Genomic DNA, 26,698 nt, shown 5'->3' on the forward strand with positions numbered 1-26,698 from the left:
GCTCACGTCGTCGCTTCTCCTGGTTCTGGTGGTCATCTGGCGAACGTCCGGCGTTGCCTGGAAATTTCGTACAACCCCACCGCGGCCGCCGACGGCGCGCCGAGCGAACTCGCGGTGCCACCCATCGGGATGCGCACGGTGTCGTCACAGGCCTGCTGCCAGGCCGCGCTCATCCCGCTGGTCTCGTTGCCGACCACCAGGATTGTCGCCTCGGTCAGGTCGTGGTCGTAGATGGCGCGGCTGCCGTGCTCGTCGGTACCGATGATGCGAGTGGGGATACCGCGACTGATCTGCCGGTCGCGCAGTCGACACACCTGGGCAGGCCCGGCCACACGGAACACCGGTACGGCGAACAGTGAGCCGGTGGAAGCCCGCACAGCCTGCGGGTCGTACTGGTCGGCGCCGTGTCCGGTGACGATCACCGCGGACGCGCCGAACGCATCCGCCGACCGGATCAACGTGCCCAGATTGCCCGGCGAATTGGGCCGGTCGAACACCACGATCACCGGCGCCTCACCCGGTTCCCCTGGTTCATAGGTGTCCAGGTCGTCGTTGCGGGTGACGGCGACGGCCACCAGTTCCGGGGCGCCGCCGCTCTTCTCCCCCAGCTCGGCCATCAGTTCCGGCACCAGCCCCACCAGCGGCACTGCACAGGTGTCGAGCAGTTCCCGCGCCCACCCCGACAGTTCGGGACCGCCGAGCCGGTACAGCAGCGCCTCCAACGGCCAGTCGTTGATGACGGCCTGGGTGATCGGCCGCACCCCCTGTACCAGGAAACGGCCGTCACGGTGCCGTTTGGTGCGGTTGTTCAGATAGGCCTGCCACACCTGCACCGAAGCGTTGCGGGTGCTCACTCGTCGGGTCACTGCCTGGTCCGTTCCTCTGCTGCGTTGTCGACGCGGTCGCGTGCCGCCGCATCCAGCAGCGCCGTGGTGGTGGCGACCAATTCGGGATCGGCGCCGTTCACCCAGCGCACCCGGCGGTCGCGGCGAAACCACGACCGTTGCCGCCGGACATAGCGGCGGGTGCCGATGAATGTGCGTTCCCGCGCCTGGTTCAGGTCGTATTCGTTGTCCAGATAGGAGAGGACGTGTGCGTAACCGATCGCCCGGCGCGCTGTCTGCCCCGCCCGCAGGCCCTCGCTGATCAGCGCGCGAACCTCGTCGACGAGGCCGTGGTCGAACATGACCGCAGTGCGTTGCTCGATCCGGGCATCCAACTCGGCGGTGTCGCGGTCGACACCGATGATGGTCGTCCCCCAACGGGGAGCACCGATCACCGGCGCCGATGCCGCGAACGGCCGGCCGGTCAATTCGACGACCTCGAGCGCGCGCACCATCCGGCGGCCGTCGGTGGGCAGGATCGTTGCCGCGGCGGCCGGGTCCGCGCGGCGCAACGCAGCGTGCACAGCCGCCACCCCCTCCTCGGCGAGCAACGCCTCCCACTTGGCCCGCACCTGCGGATCGGTCGCCGGGAACTCCCACTGATCCAGCAGAGCCTGCACGTACATCATCGAGCCCCCGACGATGATCGGCGTATGCCCCCTGGCGACGATGGCCTCGACATCCGCCGCGGCCGCAGTCTGATACGCGGCGACCGACGCGGTCTCCGTGACGTCCAGGACGTCGAGCTGGTGATGCGGGATGCCGCGCCGCAGCTGCGGCGCCAACTTCGCGGTACCGATGTCCATACCGCGATACAGCTGCATCGCGTCGATATTGACGATCTCGCCGTGCAGTCGCTCGGCCAGGTCCAACGCCAGATCGGATTTCCCCGTGGCGGTGGGTCCGACCACCGCGATCGGGGTGATCACCTCCCCGCTCACCTCCGGTCGCCTCCCTGGGCTCCCGGCCGCCACAGCCCCACCTGGTAGCCGACACCGAACGGTGCCCCCTGGTACACGGTATCGATCACCGGGTCGTCCGGATCGGCGGCGAACAATCCTGCCAGCATCTGATAGGCGGCGCGGCCCGACAGCGCGAGTTCGGCGCACAGGTCCGGCTCCAGCTCCAGCAATGCCGCACGATCGCCATCGGCCAGCGCACGATCCAACCTGCCCTGCACATCCTCCGCCCGCGGATCGAAGTAACCGGGCGCGGAAGTGGACAAAGTGGCAGCCCCGTCGGCGACAACGAGCACACCGCGCGGTTCGTCGTCGGATTCCAGTTCCGCCCGTAGTTTCGCCCCCAGCTCAGCACACCGATCCGTCGAAGCTTCCGCGGCGATCAACCAGGCCTCGGCCTCGGCTCCCTGGGCTGTTTCCCCACGCAACCACGCTCCGATCAGCGCGGGCAGCGGTAACCGGGGATCGGCCACCGTCACAGGGCCCTCGGCACCGTTTCCAGCACTGCCGGACAGGGCCACCAGGTAGTCGACCCCATAGCCGCGGAAGGTGCCCACGACCTCCGGCCCCAGCCGCTGGTCGGCCGCAGCGACACCGACCACCGTCCAGCGCATCGTCTCCGCCGCCAGCGCCCGGCCCGCGGTGACGGCTGCGGTACGGAGTTCGGCGACCTGCTCATCCTGCTGCGTTCGTGCGGTGCAGGGCCGCTCCGAAGCGCTATCACCGCACAACTCGGGCACCAGGATCGGCGGCGATGGGATCAGGGCCGCAAGACAGAACACGGGATCAACCGTAGCGGCTCGCGCCACTCGCCCGGATGGGCGCGGCCAGGCATAGCCTGTTCCCTAAGCCGCGCGGGCGCATTCTGCGGCTTCGAGTGTCTCTGCCGGAAACGCGGCCACAATTGCTAGTGTGCGAGATGTTCCACCCGGTCATCGCGGGTCGGGGTCCGCGGGGATGTGGTTTCCAAGCCACGGACCGGGTTGAATGGGATGAGCTAGGGCGTAACCAGGCAGCCGTGACGCGCGGCAGGGACGAGGAGCAATGACCGACAGCAACGGAACCGCCAAACCCGGCCCCGGCAGCACCCCGCGACCGTCCGGAGCACCCAAACCTGGCGCCTCGACCCGCCCCAAACCCGGCACGTCGGCGCACCCCAAACCGCATGCGGTCAAACCGGCGCCCGGTCCCGCATCCCAGCATCCGCACCCGGTCGTCGTCCCCACTGTCACCGATCCCAGCGCGTGGGGACGTGTCGACGAGGACGGCACCGCCTGGGTCAAAACCGCCGACGGCGAACGCGTCGTCGGGTCCTGGCAGGCCGGTGACGCCGCTGAAGGGCTGGCTCATTTCGGTCGCCGTTTCGACGATCTGGCCACCGAGGTCGCGCTGCTGGAAGCACGCCTGGCGGCCGGAGCCGATGCCCGCAAGACCAAGGCCGCCGCGAACGCACTCGCCGAATCGCTGCCGACGGCCGCCGTCATCGGCGATATCGACGGTCTCGCCAGGCGACTGCAGGCCATCGCCGAACATTCCGAAGAGGCGGCTGCACACGCCAAGGAGGAGAAGGAACGCACCCGCCACGAGCACACCGAACGCAAGGAAGCGCTCGCGGCCGAAGCCGAGCAGATCGCCGCCGAATCGACCCAGTGGAAAGCTGCGGGCGACCGGCTGCGCGAAATCCTCGAGGAATGGAAATCCATCAAGGGAGTCGACCGTAAGGTCGACGACGCGCTGTGGCGGCGATACTCCAAGGCGCGGGAAGCGTTCAACCGGCGCCGCGGCGCGCACTTCGCCGAACTCGACCGGGAACGTGCAGCCGCCAAGGCCCGCAAGGAAGAGCTGTGCGCGCAAGCCGAGGAGCTGTCCGATTCCACCGATTGGGTGGGTACGGCGGCAGTGTTCCGCGACCTGCTCACCGAATGGAAGAGCGCGGGCCGCGCCCCACGAGAAGCCGACGAGGCGCTGTGGCGCCGGTTCAAGAGCGCCCAGGACGTGTTCTTCGCCGCACGCAACACCGCGGCCTCCGAACGTGACGCCGAATTCGAGCAGAACGCCGCCGACAAGGAAGAACTACTACAGACCTACGCCCCCTACATCGATCCCGCCACCGACCTCGACGCCGCCCGCGCCGCACTGCGCGACCTGCAGGAACGCTGGGACGCCATCGGCAAGGTGCCGCGCGACCGCATGCAGGAGCTGGAAGGCAGACTGCGCGCCATCGAAAAGCAGGTCCGCGAAGCTGCCGACGCCCAGTGGCGGCGCACCGACCCGGAAGCGGTTGCCCGCGCCGCACAGTTCCGGGAACGGGTCGCCCAGTTCGAGGAGCAAGCCGCCAAGGCAGCCGCCGCCGGGAAGACTCGTGACGCGGAGAAAGCCCGGGAACAGGCGAAACAGTGGCGGGAATGGGCTGAAGCGGCCGAAGGAGCGGTCAGCAACCGTTGAGAAACCCGGCCGCACGGGCCCGGCCGAGTAGAGCGGTCCGGCGGGACATCACTCCTCGCCGGTGAGACGTTTGCGATCCCGTTCTTCCTCCGCGGCCGCGGCCATCCGCCGCTCCTGCTCGGCAGCGAGCTGCAACGCGGTGCGACTCCACACCACCTTCACCCAGTGGAAGGTGAGCACGATCGCGGCGATCGTACCGATGATCAAGCCGATACCGGGGCCCGCGCCGATGTAGTTGCCCAGACCCGGCGTCTGCCGATGCCAGATGGAGAACACGCCGAAGGCACTGGCGATGGCCGTACCCGCTACGGCGATCCAGGCCAGCACCCAGCGCCGCGTCATCAACGCCAGCAGCGAAAAACCGATTCCGAACACCGCAACGAACCACACGAAGATCCGCGACGGCAACCCGATGTGCTCGAGAGCCGCGGCATCGGAGTTGAGCAGCACATCGAACCCGCGAGCGCTGCCCGCATGCGACAGCACCAGCGAAGCCAGCAGCGCGAACACCGCGACCGCGACGACCATCGCCCGCATACCCGGGTCGATCTCCCCCGCGATCCGGCGCTCCACCGCATCCAGATCGTCGCGGAACTGTTCGAAGTCGGTCTCGACCGAGTTCACGGAATCCTCGTTTCCTTCGGTTGAATCGTTGGCGGATGCCTCGGGTCCGCCGCCAGGGGAGTCGTCGGCACGAGAGGCAGCGCCTGCTGCCCGCTCTGTTCCCGGGTCGGGCCGGGGTGTTCTTCCGGAACCGGTTCTCCCGGTCAGCGGCTCGGTGGATCCTGGCTCCGCGGAGCCGGTCGGTGTGGTGTCGTCGTCTCGGTCCGCCGGGTCGGTCATGACCCACACCCGGTAGTGCAACCCGCGGCGGTCGGTACCACCGCGGGGGCGCCGATGCTCGGCAACCCGAGCCCGACACCGATCGGCGCGGTCTTGGGTGTGATACCGCGTTCGTGCGCGTCCCCGGCGCGGGTGCGGCGGTGGGTGCGGATCGGCGCGTCGGCGATCAGATGATGCGGTGCCGCACCGGTGACGTCCACGGTCACCACATCACCGGGACGGATCGGCTCGGCCGTGCCCGCCGGGCGGAAATGCACCAGCCTGCCGTCGCGGGCGCGGCCGCTCATCCGCGCGGTCGCGGCGTTCTTCTTACCTGCCCCGTCGGCGACGAGCAGCTCGACCTCGCTGCCGATCAGTGCACGGTTGGCCTCGAGGGAGATCTCCTCCTGCACGGCGATCAGCCGGTCGTAACGCTCCTGTACCACCTGCTTGGGTAGCTGGTCGGGCATATCCGCGGCCGGAGTACCGGGGCGCTTGGAGTACTGGAAGGTGAATGCGCTGGTGAACCGGGCCTGGCGCACCACGTCCAGGGTCTGTTGGAAATCCTCTTCGGTTTCCCCTGGGAAGCCCACGATGATGTCGGTGGTGATCGCGGCATGCGGCATCGCGGCCCGCACCTTTTCGATGATGCCCAGGTAGCGGGCCTGCCGGTAGGAGCGGCGCATCGCCTTGAGCACCCGGTCCGAACCCGACTGCAGCGGCATATGCAGCTGCGGGCACACGTTCGGGGTCTGCGCCATCACCTCGATCACGTCGTCGGTGAACTCGGCCGGATGCGGCGAGGTGAAGCGCACCCGCTCCAGGCCCTCGATCGAGCCGCACGCGCGCAGCAGTTTCGCGAACGCGCCCCGGTCCCGCGGCTGTGTCGGATCGGCGAAGGATGCGCCGTAGGAGTTCACGTTCTGCCCGAGCAGAGTCACCTCGAGCACGCCCTGATCGACCAGCGCCTGCACCTCGGCCAGCACATCGCCCGGCCTGCGGTCCACCTCCTTACCGCGCAGCGACGGCACGATACAGAAGGTGCAGGTGTTGTTACAGCCCACCGAGATCGACACCCATCCCGCGTAGGCCGACTCCCGCTTGGCGGGCAGCGTGGAGGGAAACGCTTCCAACGATTCCAGGATCTCGACCTGGGCGGCATCGTTGTGGCGGGCACGCTCCAGCAGTACCGGCAGCGCACCGATGTTGTGGGTGCCGAACACCACATCCACCCACGGTGCCTTGCGCACCACCGTCTCGCGGTCCTTCTGCGCCAGACAGCCGCCGACCGCGATCTGCATACCGGGCCGCGCCGCCTTGATCGGCGCGAGATGACCGAGGGTGCCGTAGAGCTTGTTGTCGGCGTTCTCCCGCACCGCGCAGGTGTTGAACACCACCAGGTCCGCGGTCGAGCCGGGGCCCGCCTTGACGTAGCCCGCGTCTTCGAGCAGGCCGGACAAGCGTTCGGAATCGTGCACGTTCATCTGGCAGCCGAAGGTGCGGACCTCGTAACTACGCGCTCGGGCCTCGTCCGCCGACGGGGTGGAGCGTGCTACTACCTGTCCGATCGAATCCACCCGTCCAGACTACGGCCCGTCGTCGAACCGGTTTCGGGCGCATCTGCCCAGGCGGGCCCCGGTGACCGTGCCCAGGCGGACCGTTGCGACCGGGCCCAGGTAGGCCGTTGCGACCGAGGCGATCCGCGCACCCACCTCTCCGGCGATCTCCTCCGTCGGGAGTGGCCGTTGTGAACCGGGAATCGGCCGCCCGATCCGACAGCTGCCCTCTCATTGCCAACGGGAACCGACCATCGGGTTACAAATCCGTGTAATCCCGGCGCGACAACCGGATGTGTCCGCAGAAAGCAGGGTAATTCCCTGATTTACCCTTAAGGTTTTCCACTATGACCGACGCCACCGACACCAGCGACGCTACCGGCCCCGTGAGTGCGCCGCCGATGATCCGGATGCGCAATGTGAACAAACATTTCGGCGCCCTGCACGTATTGCGCGATATCGACCTCGATGTGCCGCGTGGTCAGGTGGTGATCGTGCTCGGACCGTCCGGCTCCGGTAAATCGACACTGTGCCGCACCATCAACCGGCTGGAGCCGATCGATCGCGGCGAAATCAGTGTCGACGGAGTGCCCCTACCCGCCGAAGGACGCGCCCTCGCCGCGCTGCGCGCCGATGTCGGCATGGTGTTCCAATCATTCAACCTGTTCGCGCACAAAACGATCCTCGACAATGTGATGCTCGCGCCGGTGAAAGTCCGCAAGCTCACCAAGGACAAGGCACGGACCCGCGCCATGGAACTACTCGACCGTGTCGGCATCGCCGACCAGGCGAACAAATACCCGGCCCAGCTCTCCGGCGGCCAGCAGCAGCGCGTGGCCATCGCCCGCGCGCTGGCCATGAACCCGAAAGTGATGCTGTTCGACGAGCCGACCTCGGCGCTGGACCCGGAAATGGTCACCGAAGTACTCGACGTCATGGTCTCGCTGGCCACAGAGGGGATGACCATGCTGGTGGTCACCCACGAAATGGGTTTCGCCCGCCAGGCAGGTGACCGGGTGCTGTTCATGGCCGACGGCCAGGTGATCGAAGACACCGATCCGAACACATTCTTCACAGCACCGGCATCGGATCGAGCCAAGGACTTCCTCGGCAAAATCCTCAGCCACTGACCACTGGCCACTGTCCACTGGCCCGTGCCCGCCGGCACATACCGGAAATGATGAGGGAAGGAACACGATGAGGATCAACCGCGCGCTACGCCTAGGAGTCGGGGCTATCGCCCTGGCCTTGATCGCAGCCACCACCGCGGCCTGCGGCAGCGGAGACGACAAGACCACACTCGAACACGCTGAAGAAGGCAAGCTCACCATCGGCATCAAATTCGACCAACCCGGCCTCGGCCAACGCAACACCGACGGCACCTACAGCGGGTTCGACGTCGAGGTCGCGAAATATGTGGCGGGCAAACTCGGGGTAGCGCCCGACGGTATCACCTTCAAAGAAGCGCCCTCCGCGCAACGCGAAACGCTGATCGAAAACGGACAGGTCGACTTCATCGTCGCTACCTACTCGATCACCGACCAGCGTAAAGAGAAGATCGACTTCGCGGGTCCCTACTATGTCGCAGGCCAAAGCCTGCTCGTCAAGGCCGGCAACACCGACATCACCGGACCCGGCAGCATCGCGGGCAAAACCGTCTGCTCGGTGAAGGGCTCCACACCCGCCCAGAACATCGAGAAGAACTACCCCGACACCCAGTTGCAGACCTACGACACCTACTCGCTGTGCCTGGAAGGGCTCAACAGCGGCGCTGTCGACGCGGTGACCACCGACGACATCATCCTCGCCGGCTACGCCTCCCAGTCGCCAGGCCGCTACAAGGTCGTCGGCGAGCGGTTCACCACCGAAAACTACGGTATCGGCCTGATGAGAGGTGATCAGGAATCCCGCGACCGCATCAATGACGCGATCGAGGAGATGATCGCCGAAGGCGTCTGGAACAAGGCGTTCCAGGACTCGGTCGGCCGCGCCGCGAACTACCAGACACCGGAAGCGCCGAAGGTCGACCGGTACTGATCCGCTGTGCCGTGCAGTGGCCGTCCAGGCGGGCACCGCACGGCAGACGATCACCGAGTCCGCCCACTGCACCACTGTTCGAAAGGTGCGTCCACCGTGTTCGATTTGATCTCCGAGTACAACACTCAACTGCTCGATGCGTTCCGGGTCACCATCGAGCTGACCGTCCTGTCGGCGATCGGCGCCCTGGTGCTCGGCACCGTCGTAGCCGCGCTGCGCGTCTCCCCGATCCCGGTAGCCCGCTGGATCGGCGCCGGTTATGTCACCATCTTCCGCAACACCCCACTCACCCTGATCCTGGTGTTCTGCTCCCTCGGCCTCTACTCGACGCTGCGGGTGAGCCTGGCCGCCGAAGGGCCGGACTCGCTGGCGCAGAACAATTTCCGCTGGGCCGTGGCCGGTTTGAGCGTCTACACTGCGGCGTTCGTCTGCGAATCCCTACGCGCCGGGATCAACACGGTGCCGCTCGGCCAATCCGAGGCGGGACGGTCACTCGGTTTGACGTTCTTCCAGAATCTGCGGATCGTCGTGCTGCCGCAGGCCTTCCGTTCGGTGATCGCGCCGCTGGGCAGCGTGCTGATCGCCCTCACCAAGAACTCGACCGTCGCCTCGGCGATCGGTGTGGCCGAAGCGTCGTTCCTGATGGCCAAAATGCTCGACACCGAGGCGGCGCTGCTGTCCATCGGCGCGGTATTCGCGCTCGGTTTCGTCGTGTTGACCCTGCCGACCGGGCTGCTGTTCGGCTATATCGCCACACGATTCGAGGTGGCCCGATGACTCGTACAGCGTCCGTCCTCTACGACGCACCCGGCCCCCGGGCCGTCATCCGCAACATCATCTACTCGATCCTCGCCGGCGTGGCGTTGCTGGCCGCGCTCGGCTATGTCGTCGTCGAGTTCGCCGCGCAAGGCCAGTTCGGCGCCGCCAAATGGGAGCCGTTCCTCGACGGCGCCGTGTGGTCGACGTATCTGCTGCCCGGTCTGCGCGGAACGATCGTCGCCGCGGCGCTGTCCATCGTCTTCGCGATGGTGCTCGGCATGATCTTCGGTGTCGCCCGGCTCTCCGACCACCGACCGGTGCGCTGGGTCGCGGGCGCGATCGTCGAGGTGGCCCGCGCCATTCCTGTGCTGATCCTGATGATCTTCCTGTTCGCCCTCTACTCCGAGTACAACGTGTTCGAATCGGAGTACCTTGCGCTGGCGGCGGTGGTGACCGCGCTGACCGTCTACAACGGCTCGGTGATCGCCGAGATCGTCCGGGCGGGCATCCTGTCTCTGCCTACTGGCCAGACCGAGGCCGCGGCCGCGCTGGGGATGCGTAAAGGCCAGCTGATGCGGTTGATCCTGCTGCCGCAGGCGATCACCGCCATGCTGCCCGCGCTTATTTCGCAGATGGTGGTGGCGTTGAAGGACTCCGCGCTCGGTTACGTCATCACCTACGAGGAAGTCGTGCGCAACGGCCTGCAACTGGGTGCGGCGGAAGCCAACACGATCCCGGTGCTGATCGTCGTGGCGATCATCATGATCGCGTTGAATATGGCACTGTCCGGTGTAGCGACCTGGCTGGAACGGCGGTTACGTTCCCGCCGCAAGGGCACGGCCGTGGTGGCGGCGGATTCCGTGGTGACCGATGCCGCGCCGGTAGTAGGCATCACCAAAGGCCGGTAAGGTTCACGGTTCCGGATCTCTGCACCGCTAGCCGAGACGAATCGACACGTCGTCGGCGTACTCGGGCCGTGCGCCGATGAGTACCCAGGTCCCGGGCGATCTGTCGACCTCGAGACAGTGATGACCAGCGGGCTCGCGGACAGAGATCCGGATGCGCGGCCGTGCGCCTACTGTTCCCCTGACGAGAGTTTCAGTCCGGATTGTCGAGTTCGGTTTTCACCACGCTGTAGGCGACGGACTGTGGGTAGCCGCGGCGAGCAAGCATGCCGACCAGGCGGCGGATCTTCTTGTCGCGGTCGAGGTCGGCGGGGATGCTGCGCAGTTTGCGGCGCACCAATTCGGTGGCGCGGGCGTGCTCGTCGTCATTGCTGATGGCGTCGAGGGCTGGAGCGGCGTCTTCGGGGGCGACGCCCTTGCGGCGTAATTCCTGGGCGAGGACCTGTCTGCCTTTACCGGAATATGTGTGCCGGGAGTGCACCCACTGTTGGGCGAATGCGGCGTCATCGATCAGCCCCACCTCCGCGAGGCGGTCGAGGGCGCGTTCGGTGACGTCCTCGGCGTACCCCTTGGCTGCCAGCCGCTGTGCGAGTTCGGACCGGCTGCGGGCGCGGACGGCGAGCAGACGCAGGCACGCATCCTTGGCCTGCTCTACCGTACCGCCCTCCGGCGTGCCTGCGCGCTTCTCAGCGCCCGCCTGCTCCTGCTCGGTATCGGCATCGCCCGGTTCGCCGTCGGCTCGCACCGCGCGGGTCTTCCCGCGTCGAGCGCGGAATCGATCGACGTCCATCTCCCAGTCGGATGCCGAGCCGTCCGGTGGTTGCTCCGGCAACGCATCTGAGTTCGTCGAGGTGCTGACAGCCCAGGCCTGGTCGGGCGAGGTGTTCGGCTCGTCGCCACGGCGCCGACGAGCGTTCGACCAAGAGACCGGCTTATTCCGTTCCTGGCCGCCCGGCACTTCTCCGCGTCCTGTGGCGGCCACGATCTCCGCCAACCGGCGCCGCGCCACCTCCACCGCATCGGATTGTGGTGGAGCAGGCGCGCGCCGGTCGTCTACCGGCTCAGAAATCGGCGGGAACCTCTTCGGTGCTGGTCACATCGGCGCCGATGCCGAGCTTTTCCTTGATCTTCTTCTCGATCTCGTCGCGGATATCGACGTTCTCCAGCAGGAACCGGCGGGCATTCTCCTTACCCTGCCCCAGCTGGTCACCTTCGTAGGTGTACCAGGAGCCGGATTTGCGGATGAATCCGTGCTCGACGCCCATATCGATGAGCGAGCCCTCCTTGGAAATCCCGTGCCCGTAGAGAATATCGAACTCGGCCTGCTTGAACGGCGGCGATACCTTGTTCTTGACCACCTTCACCCGGGTCCGGTTACCCACCGCATCACTGCCGTCTTTCAACGTTTCGATCCGGCGCACATCCAACCGCACCGACGCGTAGAACTTCAGCGCTTTACCACCGGTGGTGGTCTCAGGGGACCCGAACATGACCCCGATTTTTTCCCGCAACTGGTTGATGAAAATTGCGGTGGTGCCGGAATTGTTCAGGGCGCTGGTCATTTTGCGCAGGGCCTGGCTCATCAGGCGGGCCTGCAGGCCGACGTGGCTGTCGCCCATTTCGCCTTCGATTTCGGCGCGGGGTACCAGGGCGGCAACCGAGTCGATGACGATGATGTCGATGGCGCCGGAGCGGACGAGCATATCGGCGATCTCGAGCGCCTGCTCGCCGGTGTCGGGCTGGGAGACGAGCAGGGCGTCGGTGTCGACGCCCAGTTTGCGAGCGTAGTCGGGGTCAAGGGCGTGCTCGGCGTCGATGAACGCGGCCACGCCGCCCGCGGCTTGGGCGTTGGCGACGGCGTGCAGCGCGACCGTTGTCTTACCGGAGGATTCCGGGCCGTAGATCTCGACGACTCGACCGCGCGGCAGACCACCGATCCCCAGGGCCACGTCCAGCGCGATGGAACCGGTGGGGATCACCGAAACCGGCTGGCGAGCTTCCTCGCCCAGGCGCATCACCGCGCCCTTACCGAAGCTCTTCTCGACCTGAGCCAACGCCAATTCGAGCGCCTTGTCGCGGTCGTAGGCCTGTGGTGCCATGTCTGATCCCCTTTTCGCCGGGTGAGTCTCGTTCTGTGGTTGGCGCCCACATTAGAGGGCGGCACCGACAAGTTCCGGGGCCAAGCCTATACGAACAGGTGTTCGAGTCAAGCGACGCACCCCCGCAACACGCCGACCCGGTTCCACAGCCTGGCTACCGTCCCGCTACCACTGCGGAAGCGGCGTCGTGTCCGCCTCGTCGCGGGCCCCGAAAATGCGGCGTTCGGATTCGGCGATACGGACGTCGTTGATGCTGGCCTCGCGCCGGGACATCAGACCGTCGGGCGCGAACTCCCACTGTTCGTTGCCGTAGCTGCGCCACCACTGCCCGGTGTCGTCGTGCCATTCGTACTGGAAACGGACGGCGATCCGGTTGTCCGTATAAGCCCACAGCTCTTTGCGTAGGGCATATCCGTTCTCGATCGACCATTTCCTGGTGAGGAAGTCGATTACCGCGGGGCGGCCGGTGAAGAATTCGTCGCGATTGCGCCAGACCGAGTCCGGGGTGTAGGCGGCGGCGACCAGTTCCGGGTCGCGGGTGTTCCAGGCGTTTTCGGCGGCGCGCACCTTGGCGGCGGCGGTTTCCGCGTCGAACGGGGGCAGGGGCGGTCGCATGGCGGTTCCTTTCGTCGGCGAACGCGATGGTTCGGCCGGGTATCAGGGGTTGGCAGGGGAAAGTTCCGGGTCACTCCAGCGCAGCGGATTCGCCGCGGGGAGTTCGACTACTTCGTCGACGGTGAAGTCGACACCGCATTGGGCGCCCGCCCCGTAGGGCGTGGTTTCCCAGTCGATGCGGGCGCGACCGGTGAGCTGCAGCATGCCGCCGCCGGTCCAGTCGGGGATCAGCAGTCCGCAGCGGGGTTCGGCCATGATGTTGCCGAGGGTCATGAACATCGAATTGCCGCGATAATCCGGCCAACACAGCCGCGTCGGAGACAAGACCCGCACGAATCCCGGATTTCCGCCGCGGTGGGATGCATCGGCGTTGCCGTCGGAGTCCACGCTGGCGATGAAGAAGGCATCGGCCGCCTCGATCGCGGCGCGCTGGCGGGCTTCCAGTTCGGCGCTGTGCCGCGGGGACGACGTTTCCGGGCGTCGGCCGCCTGGCATGAGTTCGCGGCGAGAAATGTACTTCGGGCAGTTGGAGTAGACCTGGTCGACGGCCACCCGCAGCAGCCCGTCGACGCGCCGGGCGGGACCGTTGACCCGCATCCGCCTGCGCCGCTGCGGCTGCAGTGCGATGAGCCCCACGCGGCAGGGCTCGTCCAGTGTCGCGTGCAACGGATCGCCCGCGACGGGAGTCGCATCGATATCGATGGTCCGCGGGTCGATGGCTTGCACGAAGCCCGGTGTCCCGGTCAGTTGCGTCGCCCATGGGCGCCCGCCGGCATCGGCTGCGGCCACCACGATCAGCGGCTGCGCGGCCAGGAAATCGGCTGCGACCGCGGGTATCTCGGCTTTGACGGTGCGCCCGACCCGTTCGGCGATCCGCTCTTGTCCCAGGCGTTCCTGCACAGCCAGCTCGCCCGGATGGTATGGACTCATCGCACTGCTCATCGTTCGATCAGAAGAATCCGCAGGTCGGTGCCGCACCGCTGGGGGCGGGGGCGGATTCGGCGCCGACGGGCGCGTAGATCTCGAGCCGGATGCCGTCGGGATCGGCGAAGAAGATGCCGCCGGAGGCGACGCCTTCACCGTGCGCGACGACGCCGTCGTGGAAGAAGGTCACCGACCTTTCCCGGAGCACCGCTTCGATCGACCGCACCTGTTCGATGGTGTCGACGTGGAAGGACAGGTGGTGCAGGCCGGGTGTTCCGGTGGAGAACGCCCCTTCGCTCTGCTGCCACAGCGTGATGACGAGTTGACCGTCGTTTCCCAGGAATGCCCATCGTTGATCCGTTTCGCTGCCGGTGGCCAGTGTCTGGAAGCCGAGCACATCGCGGTAGAAGCGCGCTGAGGTATCCAGATCGGTCACGTTCAGGCCGATATGGCCGGTGGCGAGGCGGGGCGCGGCGACTGCGGTCATGGTTGATCCTCCTCGAGGGAACTAACTCCCAAAGAATGTTTGAGCGGTTAGAACCATAGCCACGACCGACAGCGGCCGTCAACCGCTAAACTTCTTTTAGGCGGTTACACACAGAACAGCTGCCCGAATTCCGGGAAGGAAGCCGATACCCTCACCGCATGCTCGACCCACGTCCCCACCTCGGCGAACCGCTGGCATTGGACCTGCTGAACACGCGGTGGGTCGACGACGGCCCGCAAGACCTGCTCACCGATCTGACAGGCCTGCGGATCTGGCTGACCACGACAGAACTGGCCGATACGGCGCCGGTAGACACCCGCACCCTCGAGGCCGTGCTTGCGGCGCGCACGGCCATCTACGACGCCGTCGTGCACGGCGCGAAAGAAGGGATCAACGAAGTACTCGGCCACGGCCGCCTCCGCCGAAGCCTCACCGACGACGGTCCCACCACCACCCCCGACATCGCCGACCCCGCCTGGCTCCCCGCCTGGCTGGCCGCCGACAACCTGCTACACCTGCTCGCGGAGGCGCCACACCGCATCCGGCAATGCGCCCACCCCCACTGCGTCCTGTTCTTCTACGACACCTCGAAAAACGGCACTCGCCGCTGGCATTCCATGACCACCTGCGGCAACCGCACCAAGGCGGCGCGCCACTACGCCAAGAAGACGTGACGGCGGATACTCACCACCGCGAGCGGGGTACGTCGAATTCGGCGCACAGCGCGCGCCAGACCTCGCGGGGGTCGACGCCCGCTTCGATGGCGGCGGCGCCGGTGCGACTGCCCAGAGCATGGATGACATGGTCGTTGAGCAGAACGTCACCGCGGGAGACGCCGAACTCGGTGTGCAGCAGTTCCTGGAATTCGGTCAATCGCACCGTGCCGAAGATACCCGAGATACCCGCCGCTGTTGCTCGAGGCCCGGCGGGTTCGATCAGCCGGCGCGGACGGCGCCGCGGACCCGACGGCAGATGCGCACCGGGTCCGAGACGGTGCGCACGCCTGCAGCCGCGCGTTGCGCCGCTTGGGTGAAGCGCGGGTCGTCCAGTATCCGCAGGACGGCGTCGCGGACGGCGTCGGGAGTCAAGGGCCGGACGAGCAGTGAACTCCCTTGCCGGGCCGCGCGATTGGCCAATTCCCATTGGTCGCCGCCCCCGGGAACGGTGACCACCGGGACGCCGGCGGTCAGCGATTTCGCGAGCAGGCCGTGGCCGCCGCCGCCGACGACGACCGCGGCATGGCCGAGCAGTTCGTCCTGACGGCCGAGGCCCGCGGTCGCCCACGGCGGCAGTGCGGCGGGCGGTTCGTCGAGCATGGAGATGACGACGCGGACACCGGCGCCGTCCAGCGCCGACAGGACGGTTTCGGCCATCCCCTGCACACCGGTGTGCGCGGTCGACGGCGCCACCAGCACCAGCGGCTCGGCTCCGGGCGGCAGTTCCAGGGTCCGGTTGGTGGGCTCCCACAGCAGCGGCCCGACCAGATGCGCTTCGTCGGGCCAGTCGGGACGCGGTACTTCCAGCGCGGGCAGGGTGGCGATCAGCCTGGCGGCCGGGCCGGGGTCGGCTGCGGGCAATCCGATGCTCTGCCTGGCCTGTTCGCGTTGCCGCTGCCCTTGGCGGATGGCTCGGGCGGTCATCGCGCGCAGCATCCCGTCCCGCAGGTGACCCCGCACGCCGGTTCCGGGCGCGAGGCCGCTGCCGATCGGCGGCAACCCCTTCGACGGCTGGTACAGCGGATGCGGGGACAGTTCCACCCAGGGCACCCGCAGCCGTTCGGCGGCCATACCGCCGCCCGCGGTGAGCACATCGGCGACAACGAGTTCGGGCAGCATCGCGCTCAGGTCCGGCAGGATTTCGGTGGAAATATGCGCGGCGCGTTCGTGGATGCGTTGCCCGGCGTCGGCGTCGTCATCGCTGGAGCGCGGGGCCAGGCCTTTCAGCCTGCGCACCCCGATACCGGCGTCGCGGGCGGCGTCGAACCAGCGTGGTCCGGTGAACAGTACCGGCTCGTCGCCTGCCTCGAGAAAACGCAGGCACAACGCGATAGCGGGAAACGCGTGCCCCGGATCGGGGCCGGCGACAACGGCTACTCGCATCCGCTCAGACTGCCACATGGGCCGGTATCGCGCGCGGGGCACCGATCGTGCCCGTGGCAGGCCCGTCGAGCACTGCGGTCACCCGGCGAAATAGAACAGTTCGAAGCCGACTGCGCGTTCGGCGGGAAACCCGTCCTTGGGCCCGGTGGCCATACCGACTACCGCCCGCACCTGGTCGGTGATCGGTTCGGAACTCAATGCCTCCAGGTAGCGGCGGTGTTCGGCCAGGGATGCCTCGGCTTGGGCGATGGTGCCGGTGACGTCGACGGCATGGGTTGCTTTCGGTCCGACGACGGCGGCCCAGCGGGGTGTCCAGGGCTCCAGGTCGGCGAGTTCGCGGAAGATCCATTCGTTGCCCGCGTCGGAGATCGCGTCGAGTCCGGCGCGCCCGACGGCGCGATGGTCGGCACTGTTGACGTAGCCGGGGCCCCAGGTGTCGCCGAAGTTGGACAGCACCACCAGCTCCGGGCGGTGCCGCCGGATCGCGGCCGCAAGGTCGCGGCGCAGCGCGAGGCTTTCCTCGACCCGCCCGTCGGGGTAGCCGAGGAACTCCACTTCGGTGACGCCGACCACCGCGGCCGAGGCGAGTTCCTCGGCTTCGCGCAGCGGGCCCGCGTCCGCCGGTGCCATACCGGCGATTCCGGCTTCACCGGAGGTCACCAGTAGGTAGCGGATGTCTTTGCCCTGTCCTGTCCAGCGGGCCACTGCTGCGGCGGCGCCGTACTCGATATCGTCGGGATGCGCGACGATCACCAGTCCGCGCTGCCAGTCCTCGGGTAGCTGTTCCATACCCGCCATTCAAACATCGCCGCGGGCACAGCAACGGCAGGTGCACCGTGGGTTCCGGTGCGCGAGTTCGCGTGGTGTCAGAGTTTGCTCACGCTGTTGTCCGAGCCCGAAAACGCCTTGTACAGCAGGTAGAGTCCGAACACCACGGCGCTGATCAGCAGGATCGGGAACAGTCCTTCGATGAGCGCGCCGATGATGGTCAGCGCGATCCATACGACGGCGACTATGCCGATGATTTTCCATAGCATTTCGTGTCTCCCAACAGTCCGGTCCCTCGATCATGGCATTGCCGATTCGCGAAATCACCAGGCCAGGACGGATATCCGGGTGAATATCAGGGTTGTCCCTGACATCGGATCGGTTGCCGGGCAGCGATGTGTGCGGGTCGAGTTCGGTTCATCGTGAGCGCAATAATGTCCCGGCCACGACGGCGAACACCTGGCGTCGACGGCCATGACGACTTCGACGACACCGCTCACGACATCACCGAGGCCACCGCCGTGGCCGTGGACCCGAAGAAGCCGCCGTGGTGTTCCGCGCGGCGGACATCCCACAGGGTCGGGTGGGCAGTTCGATCGCTGTGGGCAAGTACCGCCTGGCCGCGGACGAACCGTCCGGGCTCGGCGGCGAGAACACGGCGCCGAATCGGGTGGAGGTGTTCCCGGCGTCGCTGATCTCCTGCCAGGTCGTCACCTACCGGTTCTGGACGCAAGCGACTCGGCATTGTGGTCGATGATCTGTCGGTGGACGCCGAGGGCGATTTGGATGTGCGTGGTTTCTCCGGCCTGGACGACACGGTGCGCGCGGGGTTCCAGCAGGTCCGGGTCACCGTCCGGGTGTACGGCCCGGAAAGCCCTGAACGCTACGCAGAATTGCAGCGCGCGTGGACGCGCACTGCCGGTGTTCGACCTGGCTACGGGCGCCACACCGGTGCATACGACGCTGCAGGCGAATCAGTCCGTCGACGATTGAGTTCGCCGATGCACCCGGCCGGGACCGGTCAGGAGTGCCGGTAGGCGCCGGTACCGGGTGTCGCCGCAGGTATCCCGGCGGGGTGGTCCGCGAGTTCGGTGAGCGCTTGCGCCCAGCCGTCCAACCGGTCGGCGGCATGACGCAGGTCGGCGACGATCACCTCGAATTCGTGGCGGACCACGGCGGTGGCCGGTACGGCGAGGATGCGGCCCGCTGCGGCCACGATCTGCTCGTATTCGGCGATGCCTGCGTCCAGCCGGGACAGCGCCGGGGCTATGTTCTGCGACAACGCTGCTGTGGCATCGGGGTTCGACCGGCCGAGGGTGTCGACGGCACGCTCCATCGCGGCGATATCGGAGGCCAGTGCGTCGAGTGCGGCGGCCCCCGACGCGGCGGTGCCGAGCATATCGGCGAGTTCGTCGTCGGGTAGGCGGCAAGTGCGCGCCAGCTGCTCCCCTAGTTCGTGCAGGGCGCGTTCGGCGCGCGCCAATCGCGCCATCGGGGCGCGCACCGCGGATCGGGCGGGCGGCAGTTTGCGCGGTAGATAGGCGGCGCGCGGCAACGGCAGCTGCCGCAGTCTCAGGTACCGGCGGGTGCTCAGGGCGGTGCCGGTGACCAATGCGACGGCACCGCCGCCGAAGACCACCACAGCCCAGGCGGGCGCGGAGACGACGATCAGCCCGACCGCGCCTACGGTGGTGATTCCGGAGGCGGTGCCTAGCCGCAGGCTGCGCCGCCGCGCCCGGCGCCGTTTCCGTAGTTCGCGTTCGCGGGGGTCGGCCCAGCGGCGCACCGCGACCAGCGCGTGTTCCCCGGCTTCGCGCAGGGTGTCCGGCAGGGCGGCGGCCTGGCCGTCCGCTGGCCGGGCGCGCACGAGATCTCGGGGTCCGGCCCAAGTGCGGGACCGCTTGTGGCTCATGTTCTGGTGTCCTTCGCCGACCCGTGACCGCTACTGCTGCGCGGTCTGTCCCTTGTTCATCTGCGGCTGCGCCTGGGCCGGGTCGGCCTGGGTCTTGGCGGCGTCGAGCGCCGAGGGCTGACCGCCCGAGGGCAGGGCCTCGCCGCGCATCGAGGCGCGGATCTGCTCGAGTTTACTGTGGCCCGCCATCTGAACGCTGGCCTGCTGGACCTCGAGCATGCGGCCTTGCACGGAGTTCTGCGCGAGTTCGGCGGCGCCGATCGCGGTAGCGTAACGCCGTTCGATCTTGTCGCGGACGGCGTCGAGGCTCGGCACGTTGCCCGGCGCGGACAGAGTGCTGTCCATGCGTTGCAGCGAGGCCGACACCTGCTCCTGCATCTTGGCCTGTTCCAGCTGGCTGAGCAGTTTGGTGCGCTCGGCGACCTTCTGCTGCAGCAGCATGGCGTTCTGCTCGACTGCCTTCTTGGCCTGCGCTGCCGCCTGCAGCGACTGGTCGTGCAGCACCTTCAGGTCTTCGACCGACTGTTCGGCGGTGACCAGCTGCGCGGCGAAGGCCTCGGCCGCGTTGGTGTACTGGATCGCCTTCTCGGTATCGCCCGCCGCGGTGGCCTGATCGGCCAGCAGCACCGCCTGCCTGGCGTTGGCGTTGAGTTTCTCGACCTCGTCGAGCTGCCGGTTGAGCTTCATCTCCAGCTGGCGCTGATTGCCGATCACCGACGCCGCCTGCTGGGACAGCGCCTGGTGCTGACGCTGGGCTTCTTCGATCGCCTGCTGAATCTGGACCTTCGGATCCGCATGCTCCTCGATCTTGGAATCGAAGAGGGCCATCAGGTACTTCCAGGCCTTCACGAACGGATTAGCCATCGATTGATCCCGCCTCCATCTGCTGTGCCGCGTTCCGCGACTCCAGTGCGCGACCGTCACGCACCCGGTATATGCCTATCCTCCAGCAGCGCGGCCCACAGTGCGCCCACCGAGAGCCGACGCGTCCCGGGGCCGCGAACTCGTGCCCCGCGCCCGATACGAATCTATCGGTTCGCGCGCGCAATGCGCATCGCCGCACGCGACGGTAGTTTCCGGCACCGCCGGAACGAAACAGCTCCGCCACTGCCGATCGAGCGATCGGTGGTCCACCACCGTCACCGGTGATCAGGCGGCCTTCACCAGGACCAGCGTTCCACCGCGTGGCGCCGGAATGACGATCCGGGTGTCCTCGGCGACATGGGTGGCCGTCGTCCCCGCGCCTGCGGCCGACATCGTGGCCCCTGCTGTCGAGTGCTCCGCCGCGGGTTCGTCGGCCGTCGTGTCCTGGTCGGGCGCGGGGGGCGCTGCGCCCGCGGGGACCGTTTCGCGGGTTTCGGCGGCGGGGGTCAGGACACCGGCGGCCAGGTCCTGGCCCGCGATGATCGTGCTCACGTCCCACAGCACCTGCGACAGCGGAACATCGAGTGCCTCGCAGATCGCGGCCAGCAGCTCACTGGAGGCTTCTTTGCGGCCACGTTCGACCTCGGACAGATAGCCCAGGCTGACCCGGGCCGAGGTGGAGACTTCCCGCAGCGTCCGGCTCTGGGCGAGGCGAGCACGCCGCAGACTGTCCCCGATCGCTTCTCGCAGCAGCGTCATCGCCTTCTCCTTTTTCCGGTATTACTCGGCTGCGGCGCATGCGCCGTCCTCTTGGCACAACGTCCGAGGCGACCTGGTTGGTTCCCCATGCAGGCGATCCGGACGCAGATCATCCGGTCTCCGCCGCGGCCCGCACGCATCGCAGCAGTTCCTGGACCGCCACCTGTGTTGCACCGAATCTGATGTTCCACCGGTCGCCGGCCAGTTTCAACCGCATCACCTCGGTATGCCCGGATCCGGCCAGGCCGAGGAACACGGTGCCGGGGCTGTGACCGCCTTGCGGATCCGGTCCGGCGACACCGGTCAGACCGATACCCCAGTCCGCACCGCAGCGGGTCCGGGCGCCGACAGCGAGCTGTTCGGCGGTACCCGCCGCGACCGGGCCCTCGACGGCCAGCAGGTCGGCACTGACGCCGGCCAGGGTGTTCTTGAGGTCGGTGGCGTAAACGACGAGCCCGCCGCGCAGGACGAGGCTGGCGCCCGGAATTCCGGCAATGGTGGCGGTCAACAGGCCCGCGGTCAGCGATTCGGCGGTCGCGACGGTCTGCTCGGCGGTGGTCAGCGCCCCGACCAGCGCACCGGCGGCGGTAGCGGCGGTGAGCGGGTCGGAGTTCGTGGGTGACTGCGGGCTCCTCGGTGGGCTCGGGGCGTCGTGTGGATCCGAGGTCATGTTCCACGGGCCCGGCTCGATCCGGCGAACCACAGCCGGGCTGCTTGGCCCACATAGTCGAGGCCGGTGACCACGGTGAGGATCAGCGCCAGCCACATCAGCAGCATCCCAGCAGTGGCGAATCCGCCGGACAGCGGCAGCAGCAGGAAGCCGATGGCCAGCGATTGCACCAGTGTTTTGAGTTTCCCGCCGCGCCCGGCCGGGATCACGCCGCGGCGCACCACCGCCAGCCGCAGCAGGGTCACACCTATTTCGCGGCCGCAGATGACGATCGTCATCCACCAGGCCAGATCGCCCAGCACGGACAGTCCGATCAGCGCCGAGCCGATCAGCGCCTTGTCGGCGATGGGGTCGGCGAGTTTGCCGAAATCGGTGACCAGCCCGTATTTGCGGGCCAGTTGCCCGTCGAAGCGATCGGTGATGGCGGCGACCGCGAACAGCGCGGCCGCGGTGATTCGCCATGCCGTGTCGTGGCCGTCGTCCACGAACAGGGCGAGCACGAACAGCGGTACCAGCACAATCCGCAGCATGGTGAGCACATTGGCGATGTTCAGCAGCGGCACGTCGGTTTCGGCTTGTGCATGCGGCTGCGCTGGGCCTATGGCGGCGAGCGCGTCCAGTCGGCTCTCGTCGCGTTGCACGCTCATAGGCGCCTTCCGGTCCAGTCGCGCTGCCCGGCGCGAGGCGTTGAGCGGTACGACTGGGTGTGCGGCACTTCTCCAGACTATCGGTAGGCGGGCCGACTACTGTGCACCCCATGACCTCACGGGGACCACTGGGTGATTCGACCAGCCATGCGCCCGATGCGCGCACCTCGGTTCCTGTGGTACGCCGCGCCCGCACCTCTGATGTCCCGTCGATCAAAACCCTGGTCGACGTCTACGCGGGCCGCATCCTGCTGGAGAAGAACCTGGTCAACCTGTACGAGGCGGTGCAGGAGTTCTGGGTCGCCGAGTTCGAAGGGCGCCTGGTGGGCTGCGGCGCGCTGCATGTGCTGTGGGCCGACCTGGGTGAGGTGCGCACCGTTGCTGTGCACCCGGACGTCAAGGGTCGCGGTGTGGGCAAACTCATCGTGGAACGGCTCATTTCCGTGGCCAGGGAGCTGGAACTGCGCCGGGTGTTCGTGTTGACCTTCGAGGTCGAGTTCTTCAGCAGGCACGGTTTCGTCGAGATCGACGGGACGCCGGTGACGGCGGAGGTGTACGCGGAGATGTGCCGTTCCTATGACACCGGTGTGGCGGAGTTCCTCGATCTGAGCTACGTGAAACCCAACACACTCGGCAATACTCGGATGCTGCTCGCCCTGTGACATCGATCGCGGACGTCGATTGCGCCGGTCCGGGCCGTCGCTCACCGACGACCCGGACCTACCGGATGCGGATCCGGCTACGAGTTCGTTTTCTGCCGAGTCCGCAGCAGGCTGGCCACGGTGGCGACGATCAGGACGCCGATGATGACCGACAGCGACAGCGTTGTGGAGATCTCGGGCACGCTGACATGCTCACCGCCGTTGATGAACGGCAGGTTGTTTTCGTGCAGCGCGTGCAGCACCAGTTTGACACCGATGAACGCCAGGATCGCGGCCAGACCGTAGGACAGGTAGACCAGCCGGTCGAGTAGCCCGCCGATCAGGAAGTACAGCTGGCGTAGCCCCATCAGCGCGAACGCATTCGCGGTGAAGACGAGGTAGGGCTCTTCGGTGAGGCCGTAGATGGCGGGGATGGAGTCGAGCGCGAAGAGCAGGTCGGCGAAGCCGATCGCCAGCAGCGCGAGCAGCAGCGGAGTGACCGCACGTTTGCCGTCGATCTTGGTGATCAGCTTGTCGCCGTCGTAGGTCTCGGTGGTCGGCAGCACCCGTTTGGCCAGCGCGACGATGCGGCTGTCGCGTTTCTGTTCCTGTTCGACCTCATGGCCGCTTTCGCGCAGCAGTTTCACGGCGGTGTAGACCAGGAAGATGCCGAACAGGTAGAACACCCAGCTGAATGCGCTGATCGCGGCGGCGCCGACGGCGATGAACACACCGCGCATCACCAGCGCGAGCACGATGCCGATCAGCAGCACCTTCTGCTGATATATCCGCGGCACCGCGAAGGTGGTCATGATGATGAGGAAGACGAACAGATTGTCCACCGAGAGCGCTTTCTCGGTGACGAAGCCCGCGTAGTACTCCCCCGAGTAGGTTCCGCCCCATTTCCAGGCGACGATCCCGCCGAACAGGAGCGCGAGGCCGACATAAACGGCCGACCAGAATCCGGATTCCCGGAAGGTCGGTTCGTGCGGGGTGCGCACATGAGCGAAGAAGTCGAAGACGAACAGGGCGAGGATCACCGCGATGGTGATCCCCCATTCGAGCGCGGTCACGTGCATGCGGTGATCCGTTCGGCAGTACCAGTCATGGCATTCATGATGCCCGATATGCCCGTTTGGGTTGACTTGCGGGAGGGTTGCTCGCGGGTTATCCCTCGTTCGATTCCGCGGGCTCCTCGCCGCCCCCGCGAATCGACCAGAGCAAACCTTCCAGATCATCAGGCTTGACGAGCACATCGCGCGCCTTGGAACCTTCGCTCGGTCCCACCACCCCGCGCGTTTCCATCAGGTCCATCAATCGGCCCGCCTTGGCGAAGCCGACCCGCAGTTTGCGCTGCAGCATCGACGTCGAGCCGAATTGCGAGGTGACGACGAGCTCCACCGCCTGCAGGAACACCTCGAGATCGTCACCGATATCCGGGTCGACGTCCTTCTGCTGTCCCGCTTTGGCGGCCGTGACACCCTCGGCGTAGTCGGGTTCGGCCTGATTCTTGGTGAATTCGACAACCGCGTGGATCTCCTCGTCGCTGATGAACGCGCCCTGCAACCGGATCGGTTTGCCCGCACCCATCGGCAAGAACAGCCCGTCACCCATGCCGATGAGCTTTTCCGCCCCCGGCTGGTCCAGGATGACCCGGGAATCGGTGAGCGAAGAGGTCGCGAACGCCAGCCGGGACGGCACGTTCGTCTTGATCAGACCGGTGACCACGTCCACCGACGGACGCTGCGTCGCCAGCACCAGATGGATCCCCGCTGCGCGCGCCTTCTGCGTGATCCGCACGATCGCGTCCTCCACATCGCGCGGGGCGGTCATCATCAGATCGGCCAGCTCGTCGACGATGGCCAGAATATAGGGATACGGCCGGTACACCCGTTCGCTGCCCAGGGGGGTGGTGATCGCACCCGATTTGACCTTCTTGTTGAAATCGTCGATATGGCGGACCTTGCTCGCCTGCATGTCCTGATATCGCTGCTCCATCTCCTCCACCAGCCAGGCCAGCGCGGCGGCGGCTTTCTTCGGCTGGGTGATGATGGGCGTGATCAGATGCGGAATGCCCTCATACGGGGTCAGTTCCACCATTTTGGGGTCGATCAGGATCATCCTGATCTCGTCCGGGGTCGCGCGCTGCAGCAGCGACACCAGCATCGAGTTGACGAAACTCGACTTACCGGAACCGGTGGAACCGGCGACCAGCAGATGCGGCATCTTCGCCAGGTTCGCCGAGACGAATTCACCCTCGATGTTCTTACCCAGGCCGATCACCAGTGGGTGATGGTCGTTGCGCGTGGACGGCGCCTTGAGCACATCGGCCAGCCGCACCAGTTCACGATCGGAATTCGGCACCTCGATACCGACCGCGGATTTACCGGGGATCGGCGCGAGCAGCCGGACGTTCTCGGTGGCGACGGCGTAGGCGATATTGCGGGCGAGCGCGGTGATCTTCTCGACCTTCACACCGGGACCGAGTTCGACCTCGTATCGGGTGACCGTCGGCCCGCGGACGAAACCGGTGACCGCGGCGTCGATTTTGAACTGCACCAGCACCTCGGTGATCGCCTCGATCATCGATTCGTTGGCGGCGCTGCGTTTTTTGGGCGGGTCGCCGTCGGTGAGCAGGTTCATCGGCGGCAGTGTGTAATCGCCCTCGACGACCCGGTCGGGTACGAATTCGGGTTCCGGTGGTGGTGGCGGCGGGGTCTGGTCGACCGGTTTACGCCTGCGTTTCTTCGGTTCGGCCGGCCCGGTGGTCGCGACAGGGGCGTCTCCCGCGATCGGTTTGGCGTCGCGCAGCGGCGGCGCGCCCAGCATTTCGGTGGCCGCGTCAGGCCCGGTGAACTCGTCGGGCGGATAGCTCTCCGCCGGGGAGCGGCCGCGGCGGCGGGAACTGCCCCGGTGCACCGGGAAACCGTCGGCGTCGTAACCGAAGTCGTCATCGGCGGGCCGGTCGCTGTATTCGTCGCCACCGCTGACGGTGCCGAGGTACTGGCGCAACCGCTCCGGCACTTCACGCACCGTGGTTCCGGTCAACAGCAGCACACCGAAGACGATCGCGAGCAACAGGATCGGCACCGACAGCCAGGCCGTCAGCCCCTTGGTCACCGGCCCACCGATCACGAGTCCGACGAAACCGGCAGCACGGGAACGACCGTGCGCGTCAGTGGGCGCGCCCGCGGCGATATGCCACAGTCCCAGCAGCGGCAGGCCGACCAGCAGCCCACCCAGCACCAGCCGGGGCCGGATCTCCGGCCGCGGTTCGGTGCGCATCAGGGTGGCGGCGATCGCTACAGCCACGAACGGCAGGGCCGCCGACGCTGACCCGGATACGGCACGAATTGCGGTCTCGACCCACTGTCCGACGGGTCCGCCCGCGGATAGCCACACCGCCGCCGCGATCACCGCGCTGACCGCGATCAACCCCAGCGCGATGCCGTCGCGGCGGTGGCCGTGCTCGATATCCCCGGCGCGGCTGAGTGCGCGGGTGGTGGCGCCGAGACCACGCGCGGCCATGGTCCAGCCGCTGCTGACTGCCCGGGTGATCACCGTCAGCGGTGCGGTGTTGGAGCTGGGCCCGGACCGGGCGGGTCGGGCCGCCGGTCGGCGCGGCGTCGCGGTCCGCGGACGCGAGGCGGTACGGGAGCGCGCCGTGGCCGAACGAGAACGTGCCGCGGTGGTCCGCCCCCGAGCCGATCCCGCCCGCGCCCGAGTTGTCGTGGTGCTGCGGGACTTACCTGCCATGGCCTCAGGCTAGTCGTAAACGCCCCATACGGACCATCCGCAACACTGGTAACGGCGGTCTCGGCTGGCCGAAACGACTGCCACACCGAG

Annotated in this window: 29 protein-coding genes and 1 pseudogene; 9 read left to right on the top strand and 21 right to left on the bottom strand. The window is 67.2% G+C overall.

Going from position 1 to position 26,698, the window contains the following annotated elements; all coding sequences use genetic code 11:
- Nucleotides 1-32 precede the first annotated feature (32 nt).
- From B0T44_RS05175 to B0T44_RS05185, 3 genes are read right to left on the bottom strand one after another with little or no spacing between them, the layout of a single operon-like run.
- A complete protein-coding gene (locus B0T44_RS05175) occupies nucleotides 33-866 on the bottom strand; it encodes a TrmH family RNA methyltransferase (RefSeq protein ID WP_077117956.1) in 834 nt (277 codons plus the stop codon).
- Nucleotides 863-1,813, bottom strand: a complete 951-nt coding sequence (gene miaA / locus B0T44_RS05180; protein ID WP_139347877.1) for a tRNA (adenosine(37)-N6)-dimethylallyltransferase MiaA — start codon at nucleotides 1,811-1,813, stop codon at nucleotides 863-865. The genes B0T44_RS05175 and miaA overlap by 4 nt, the downstream gene beginning before the upstream one ends.
- An 8-nt stretch (nucleotides 1,814-1,821) precedes the next feature.
- Nucleotides 1,822-2,625, bottom strand: coding sequence for a class III extradiol ring-cleavage dioxygenase family protein (locus B0T44_RS05185; RefSeq protein ID WP_077117958.1), 804 nt, complete (start codon nucleotides 2,623-2,625; stop codon nucleotides 1,822-1,824).
- A 262-nt stretch (nucleotides 2,626-2,887) separates the two neighbouring features.
- Between B0T44_RS05185 and B0T44_RS05190 the strand changes: the two genes are divergently transcribed.
- A complete protein-coding gene (locus tag B0T44_RS05190; RefSeq protein ID WP_077117960.1) occupies nucleotides 2,888-4,288 on the top strand; it encodes a DUF349 domain-containing protein in 1,401 nt (466 codons plus the stop codon).
- Between the two features lie 48 nt (nucleotides 4,289-4,336).
- Here the strand turns inward: B0T44_RS05190 and B0T44_RS05195 are convergent, their stop codons facing one another.
- Nucleotides 4,337-4,912 carry an Rv2732c family membrane protein gene (locus B0T44_RS05195; protein WP_077118147.1) on the bottom strand — a complete coding sequence of 192 codons (576 nt, stop codon included), beginning with the start codon at nucleotides 4,910-4,912 and terminating at the stop codon, nucleotides 4,337-4,339.
- A gap of 215 nt (nucleotides 4,913-5,127) precedes the next feature.
- Complete coding sequence (gene miaB, locus B0T44_RS05200) at nucleotides 5,128-6,687, bottom strand: tRNA (N6-isopentenyl adenosine(37)-C2)-methylthiotransferase MiaB (RefSeq protein WP_077117962.1); 1,560 nt, start codon at nucleotides 6,685-6,687, stop codon at nucleotides 5,128-5,130.
- Nucleotides 6,688-7,067: 380 nt separating this feature from the next.
- On the opposite strand from miaB, the gene B0T44_RS05205 reads away from it, so the two are divergent.
- The 4 genes from B0T44_RS05205 to B0T44_RS05220 all read left to right on the top strand — a co-directional run bounded on the left by B0T44_RS05205 (nucleotide 7,068) and on the right by B0T44_RS05220 (nucleotide 10,370).
- Nucleotides 7,068-7,796 (top strand): amino acid ABC transporter ATP-binding protein, encoded by a 729-nt coding sequence (locus B0T44_RS05205; RefSeq protein ID WP_081511638.1) that lies wholly within the window; start codon nucleotides 7,068-7,070, stop codon nucleotides 7,794-7,796.
- Between the two features lie 67 nt (nucleotides 7,797-7,863).
- Complete coding sequence (locus tag B0T44_RS05210; RefSeq protein ID WP_077117966.1) at nucleotides 7,864-8,703, top strand: glutamate ABC transporter substrate-binding protein; 840 nt, start codon at nucleotides 7,864-7,866, stop codon at nucleotides 8,701-8,703.
- A 96-nt stretch (nucleotides 8,704-8,799) separates the two neighbouring features.
- Complete coding sequence (locus B0T44_RS05215) at nucleotides 8,800-9,480, top strand: amino acid ABC transporter permease (protein ID WP_077117968.1); 681 nt, start codon at nucleotides 8,800-8,802, stop codon at nucleotides 9,478-9,480.
- A complete protein-coding gene (locus B0T44_RS05220) occupies nucleotides 9,477-10,370 on the top strand; it encodes an amino acid ABC transporter permease (RefSeq protein WP_077117970.1) in 894 nt (297 codons plus the stop codon). Before B0T44_RS05215 ends, B0T44_RS05220 begins: the two co-directional genes overlap by 4 nt.
- Before the next feature lie 190 nt (nucleotides 10,371-10,560).
- On the opposite strand, the gene recX is transcribed toward B0T44_RS05220, so the two are convergent.
- The 5 genes from recX to B0T44_RS05245 form a co-directional block, all read right to left on the bottom strand.
- The gene (gene recX, locus B0T44_RS05225; RefSeq protein WP_081511640.1) at nucleotides 10,561-11,157 is read right to left on the bottom strand and encodes a recombination regulator RecX; all 597 of its coding nucleotides are present in this window, start codon (nucleotides 11,155-11,157) and stop codon (nucleotides 10,561-10,563) included.
- A gap of 271 nt (nucleotides 11,158-11,428) precedes the next feature.
- A complete protein-coding gene (recA, locus tag B0T44_RS05230; protein ID WP_077117973.1) occupies nucleotides 11,429-12,466 on the bottom strand; it encodes a recombinase RecA in 1,038 nt (345 codons plus the stop codon).
- Between the two features lie 165 nt (nucleotides 12,467-12,631).
- Nucleotides 12,632-13,081, bottom strand: a complete 450-nt coding sequence (locus tag B0T44_RS05235) for a nuclear transport factor 2 family protein (RefSeq protein WP_077117975.1) — start codon at nucleotides 13,079-13,081, stop codon at nucleotides 12,632-12,634.
- Between the two features lie 42 nt (nucleotides 13,082-13,123).
- Nucleotides 13,124-14,011 carry a pyridoxamine 5'-phosphate oxidase family protein gene (locus tag B0T44_RS05240; RefSeq protein WP_077117977.1) on the bottom strand — a complete coding sequence of 296 codons (888 nt, stop codon included), beginning with the start codon at nucleotides 14,009-14,011 and terminating at the stop codon, nucleotides 13,124-13,126.
- A gap of 19 nt (nucleotides 14,012-14,030) precedes the next feature.
- Nucleotides 14,031-14,492, bottom strand: a complete 462-nt coding sequence (locus B0T44_RS05245) for a VOC family protein (RefSeq protein ID WP_077117979.1) — start codon at nucleotides 14,490-14,492, stop codon at nucleotides 14,031-14,033.
- Nucleotides 14,493-14,650: 158 nt separating this feature from the next.
- Between B0T44_RS05245 and B0T44_RS05250 the strand changes: the two genes are divergently transcribed.
- Nucleotides 14,651-15,166 carry a CGNR zinc finger domain-containing protein gene (locus tag B0T44_RS05250; RefSeq protein ID WP_077117981.1) on the top strand — a complete coding sequence of 172 codons (516 nt, stop codon included), beginning with the start codon at nucleotides 14,651-14,653 and terminating at the stop codon, nucleotides 15,164-15,166.
- 10 nt (nucleotides 15,167-15,176) lie between these two features.
- On the opposite strand, the gene B0T44_RS05255 is transcribed toward B0T44_RS05250, so the two are convergent.
- The 4 genes from B0T44_RS05255 to B0T44_RS26955 all read right to left on the bottom strand — a co-directional run bounded on the left by B0T44_RS05255 (nucleotide 15,177) and on the right by B0T44_RS26955 (nucleotide 17,628).
- Nucleotides 15,177-15,371, bottom strand: coding sequence for a DUF3046 domain-containing protein (locus B0T44_RS05255; RefSeq protein WP_077117983.1), 195 nt, complete (start codon nucleotides 15,369-15,371; stop codon nucleotides 15,177-15,179).
- A gap of 56 nt (nucleotides 15,372-15,427) precedes the next feature.
- Nucleotides 15,428-16,591 carry a glycosyltransferase gene (locus tag B0T44_RS05260; protein WP_077118151.1) on the bottom strand — a complete coding sequence of 388 codons (1,164 nt, stop codon included), beginning with the start codon at nucleotides 16,589-16,591 and terminating at the stop codon, nucleotides 15,428-15,430.
- Between the two features lie 78 nt (nucleotides 16,592-16,669).
- Nucleotides 16,670-17,380, bottom strand: coding sequence for a PIG-L deacetylase family protein (locus B0T44_RS05265; RefSeq protein WP_077118153.1), 711 nt, complete (start codon nucleotides 17,378-17,380; stop codon nucleotides 16,670-16,672).
- 77 nt (nucleotides 17,381-17,457) lie between these two features.
- Nucleotides 17,458-17,628: a hypothetical protein gene (locus B0T44_RS26955; RefSeq protein ID WP_175648060.1), complete on the bottom strand. Its 171-nt coding sequence runs from the start codon at nucleotides 17,626-17,628 to the stop codon at nucleotides 17,458-17,460.
- Nucleotides 17,629-17,833: 205 nt separating this feature from the next.
- Here B0T44_RS26955 and B0T44_RS05270 point away from each other — a divergent pair.
- A pseudogene (locus B0T44_RS05270) lies at nucleotides 17,834-18,352 on the top strand (OsmC family protein).
- 28 nt (nucleotides 18,353-18,380) lie between these two features.
- Here B0T44_RS05270 and pspM read toward each other — a convergent pair.
- From pspM to pgsA, 5 genes are all read right to left on the bottom strand, one after another.
- Nucleotides 18,381-19,271, bottom strand: coding sequence for a phage shock envelope stress response protein PspM (gene pspM, locus B0T44_RS05275; RefSeq protein ID WP_081511620.1), 891 nt, complete (start codon nucleotides 19,269-19,271; stop codon nucleotides 18,381-18,383).
- A 30-nt stretch (nucleotides 19,272-19,301) separates the two neighbouring features.
- On the bottom strand, nucleotides 19,302-20,135 hold the full coding sequence (locus tag B0T44_RS05280; RefSeq protein WP_077117985.1) for a PspA/IM30 family protein: 834 nt from the start codon (nucleotides 20,133-20,135) through the stop codon (nucleotides 19,302-19,304).
- Nucleotides 20,136-20,420: 285 nt separating this feature from the next.
- Nucleotides 20,421-20,894, bottom strand: coding sequence for a helix-turn-helix domain-containing protein (locus tag B0T44_RS05285; RefSeq protein ID WP_077117987.1), 474 nt, complete (start codon nucleotides 20,892-20,894; stop codon nucleotides 20,421-20,423).
- A gap of 109 nt (nucleotides 20,895-21,003) precedes the next feature.
- Nucleotides 21,004-21,564, bottom strand: a complete 561-nt coding sequence (locus tag B0T44_RS05290; protein WP_077117989.1) for a CinA family protein — start codon at nucleotides 21,562-21,564, stop codon at nucleotides 21,004-21,006.
- On the bottom strand, nucleotides 21,561-22,211 hold the full coding sequence (pgsA, locus tag B0T44_RS05295) for a CDP-diacylglycerol--glycerol-3-phosphate 3-phosphatidyltransferase (RefSeq protein ID WP_077117991.1): 651 nt from the start codon (nucleotides 22,209-22,211) through the stop codon (nucleotides 21,561-21,563). The genes B0T44_RS05290 and pgsA overlap by 4 nt, the downstream gene beginning before the upstream one ends.
- A 110-nt stretch (nucleotides 22,212-22,321) precedes the next feature.
- Between pgsA and B0T44_RS05300 the strand changes: the two genes are divergently transcribed.
- On the top strand, nucleotides 22,322-22,873 hold the full coding sequence (locus B0T44_RS05300) for an amino-acid N-acetyltransferase (protein WP_077117993.1): 552 nt from the start codon (nucleotides 22,322-22,324) through the stop codon (nucleotides 22,871-22,873).
- A 77-nt stretch (nucleotides 22,874-22,950) separates the two neighbouring features.
- Here the strand turns inward: B0T44_RS05300 and B0T44_RS05305 are convergent, their stop codons facing one another.
- Both B0T44_RS05305 and B0T44_RS05310 read right to left on the bottom strand, forming a co-directional pair.
- Nucleotides 22,951-23,931: a TerC family protein gene (locus B0T44_RS05305; protein WP_077117995.1), complete on the bottom strand. Its 981-nt coding sequence runs from the start codon at nucleotides 23,929-23,931 to the stop codon at nucleotides 22,951-22,953.
- Between the two features lie 88 nt (nucleotides 23,932-24,019).
- Nucleotides 24,020-26,380, bottom strand: a complete 2,361-nt coding sequence (locus B0T44_RS05310; protein ID WP_081511622.1) for a DNA translocase FtsK — start codon at nucleotides 26,378-26,380, stop codon at nucleotides 24,020-24,022.
- On the opposite strand from B0T44_RS05310, the gene B0T44_RS27830 reads away from it, so the two are divergent.
- The gene (locus B0T44_RS27830; protein ID WP_081511624.1) at nucleotides 26,379-26,621 is read left to right on the top strand and encodes a hypothetical protein; all 243 of its coding nucleotides are present in this window, start codon (nucleotides 26,379-26,381) and stop codon (nucleotides 26,619-26,621) included. The genes B0T44_RS05310 and B0T44_RS27830 overlap by 2 nt on opposite strands.
- Nucleotides 26,622-26,698 lie beyond the last annotated feature (77 nt).

The sequence above is a fragment of the Nocardia donostiensis genome (assembly GCF_002081715.1).
In the GTDB taxonomy this organism is placed as follows: domain Bacteria; phylum Actinomycetota; class Actinomycetes; order Mycobacteriales; family Mycobacteriaceae; genus Nocardia; species Nocardia donostiensis.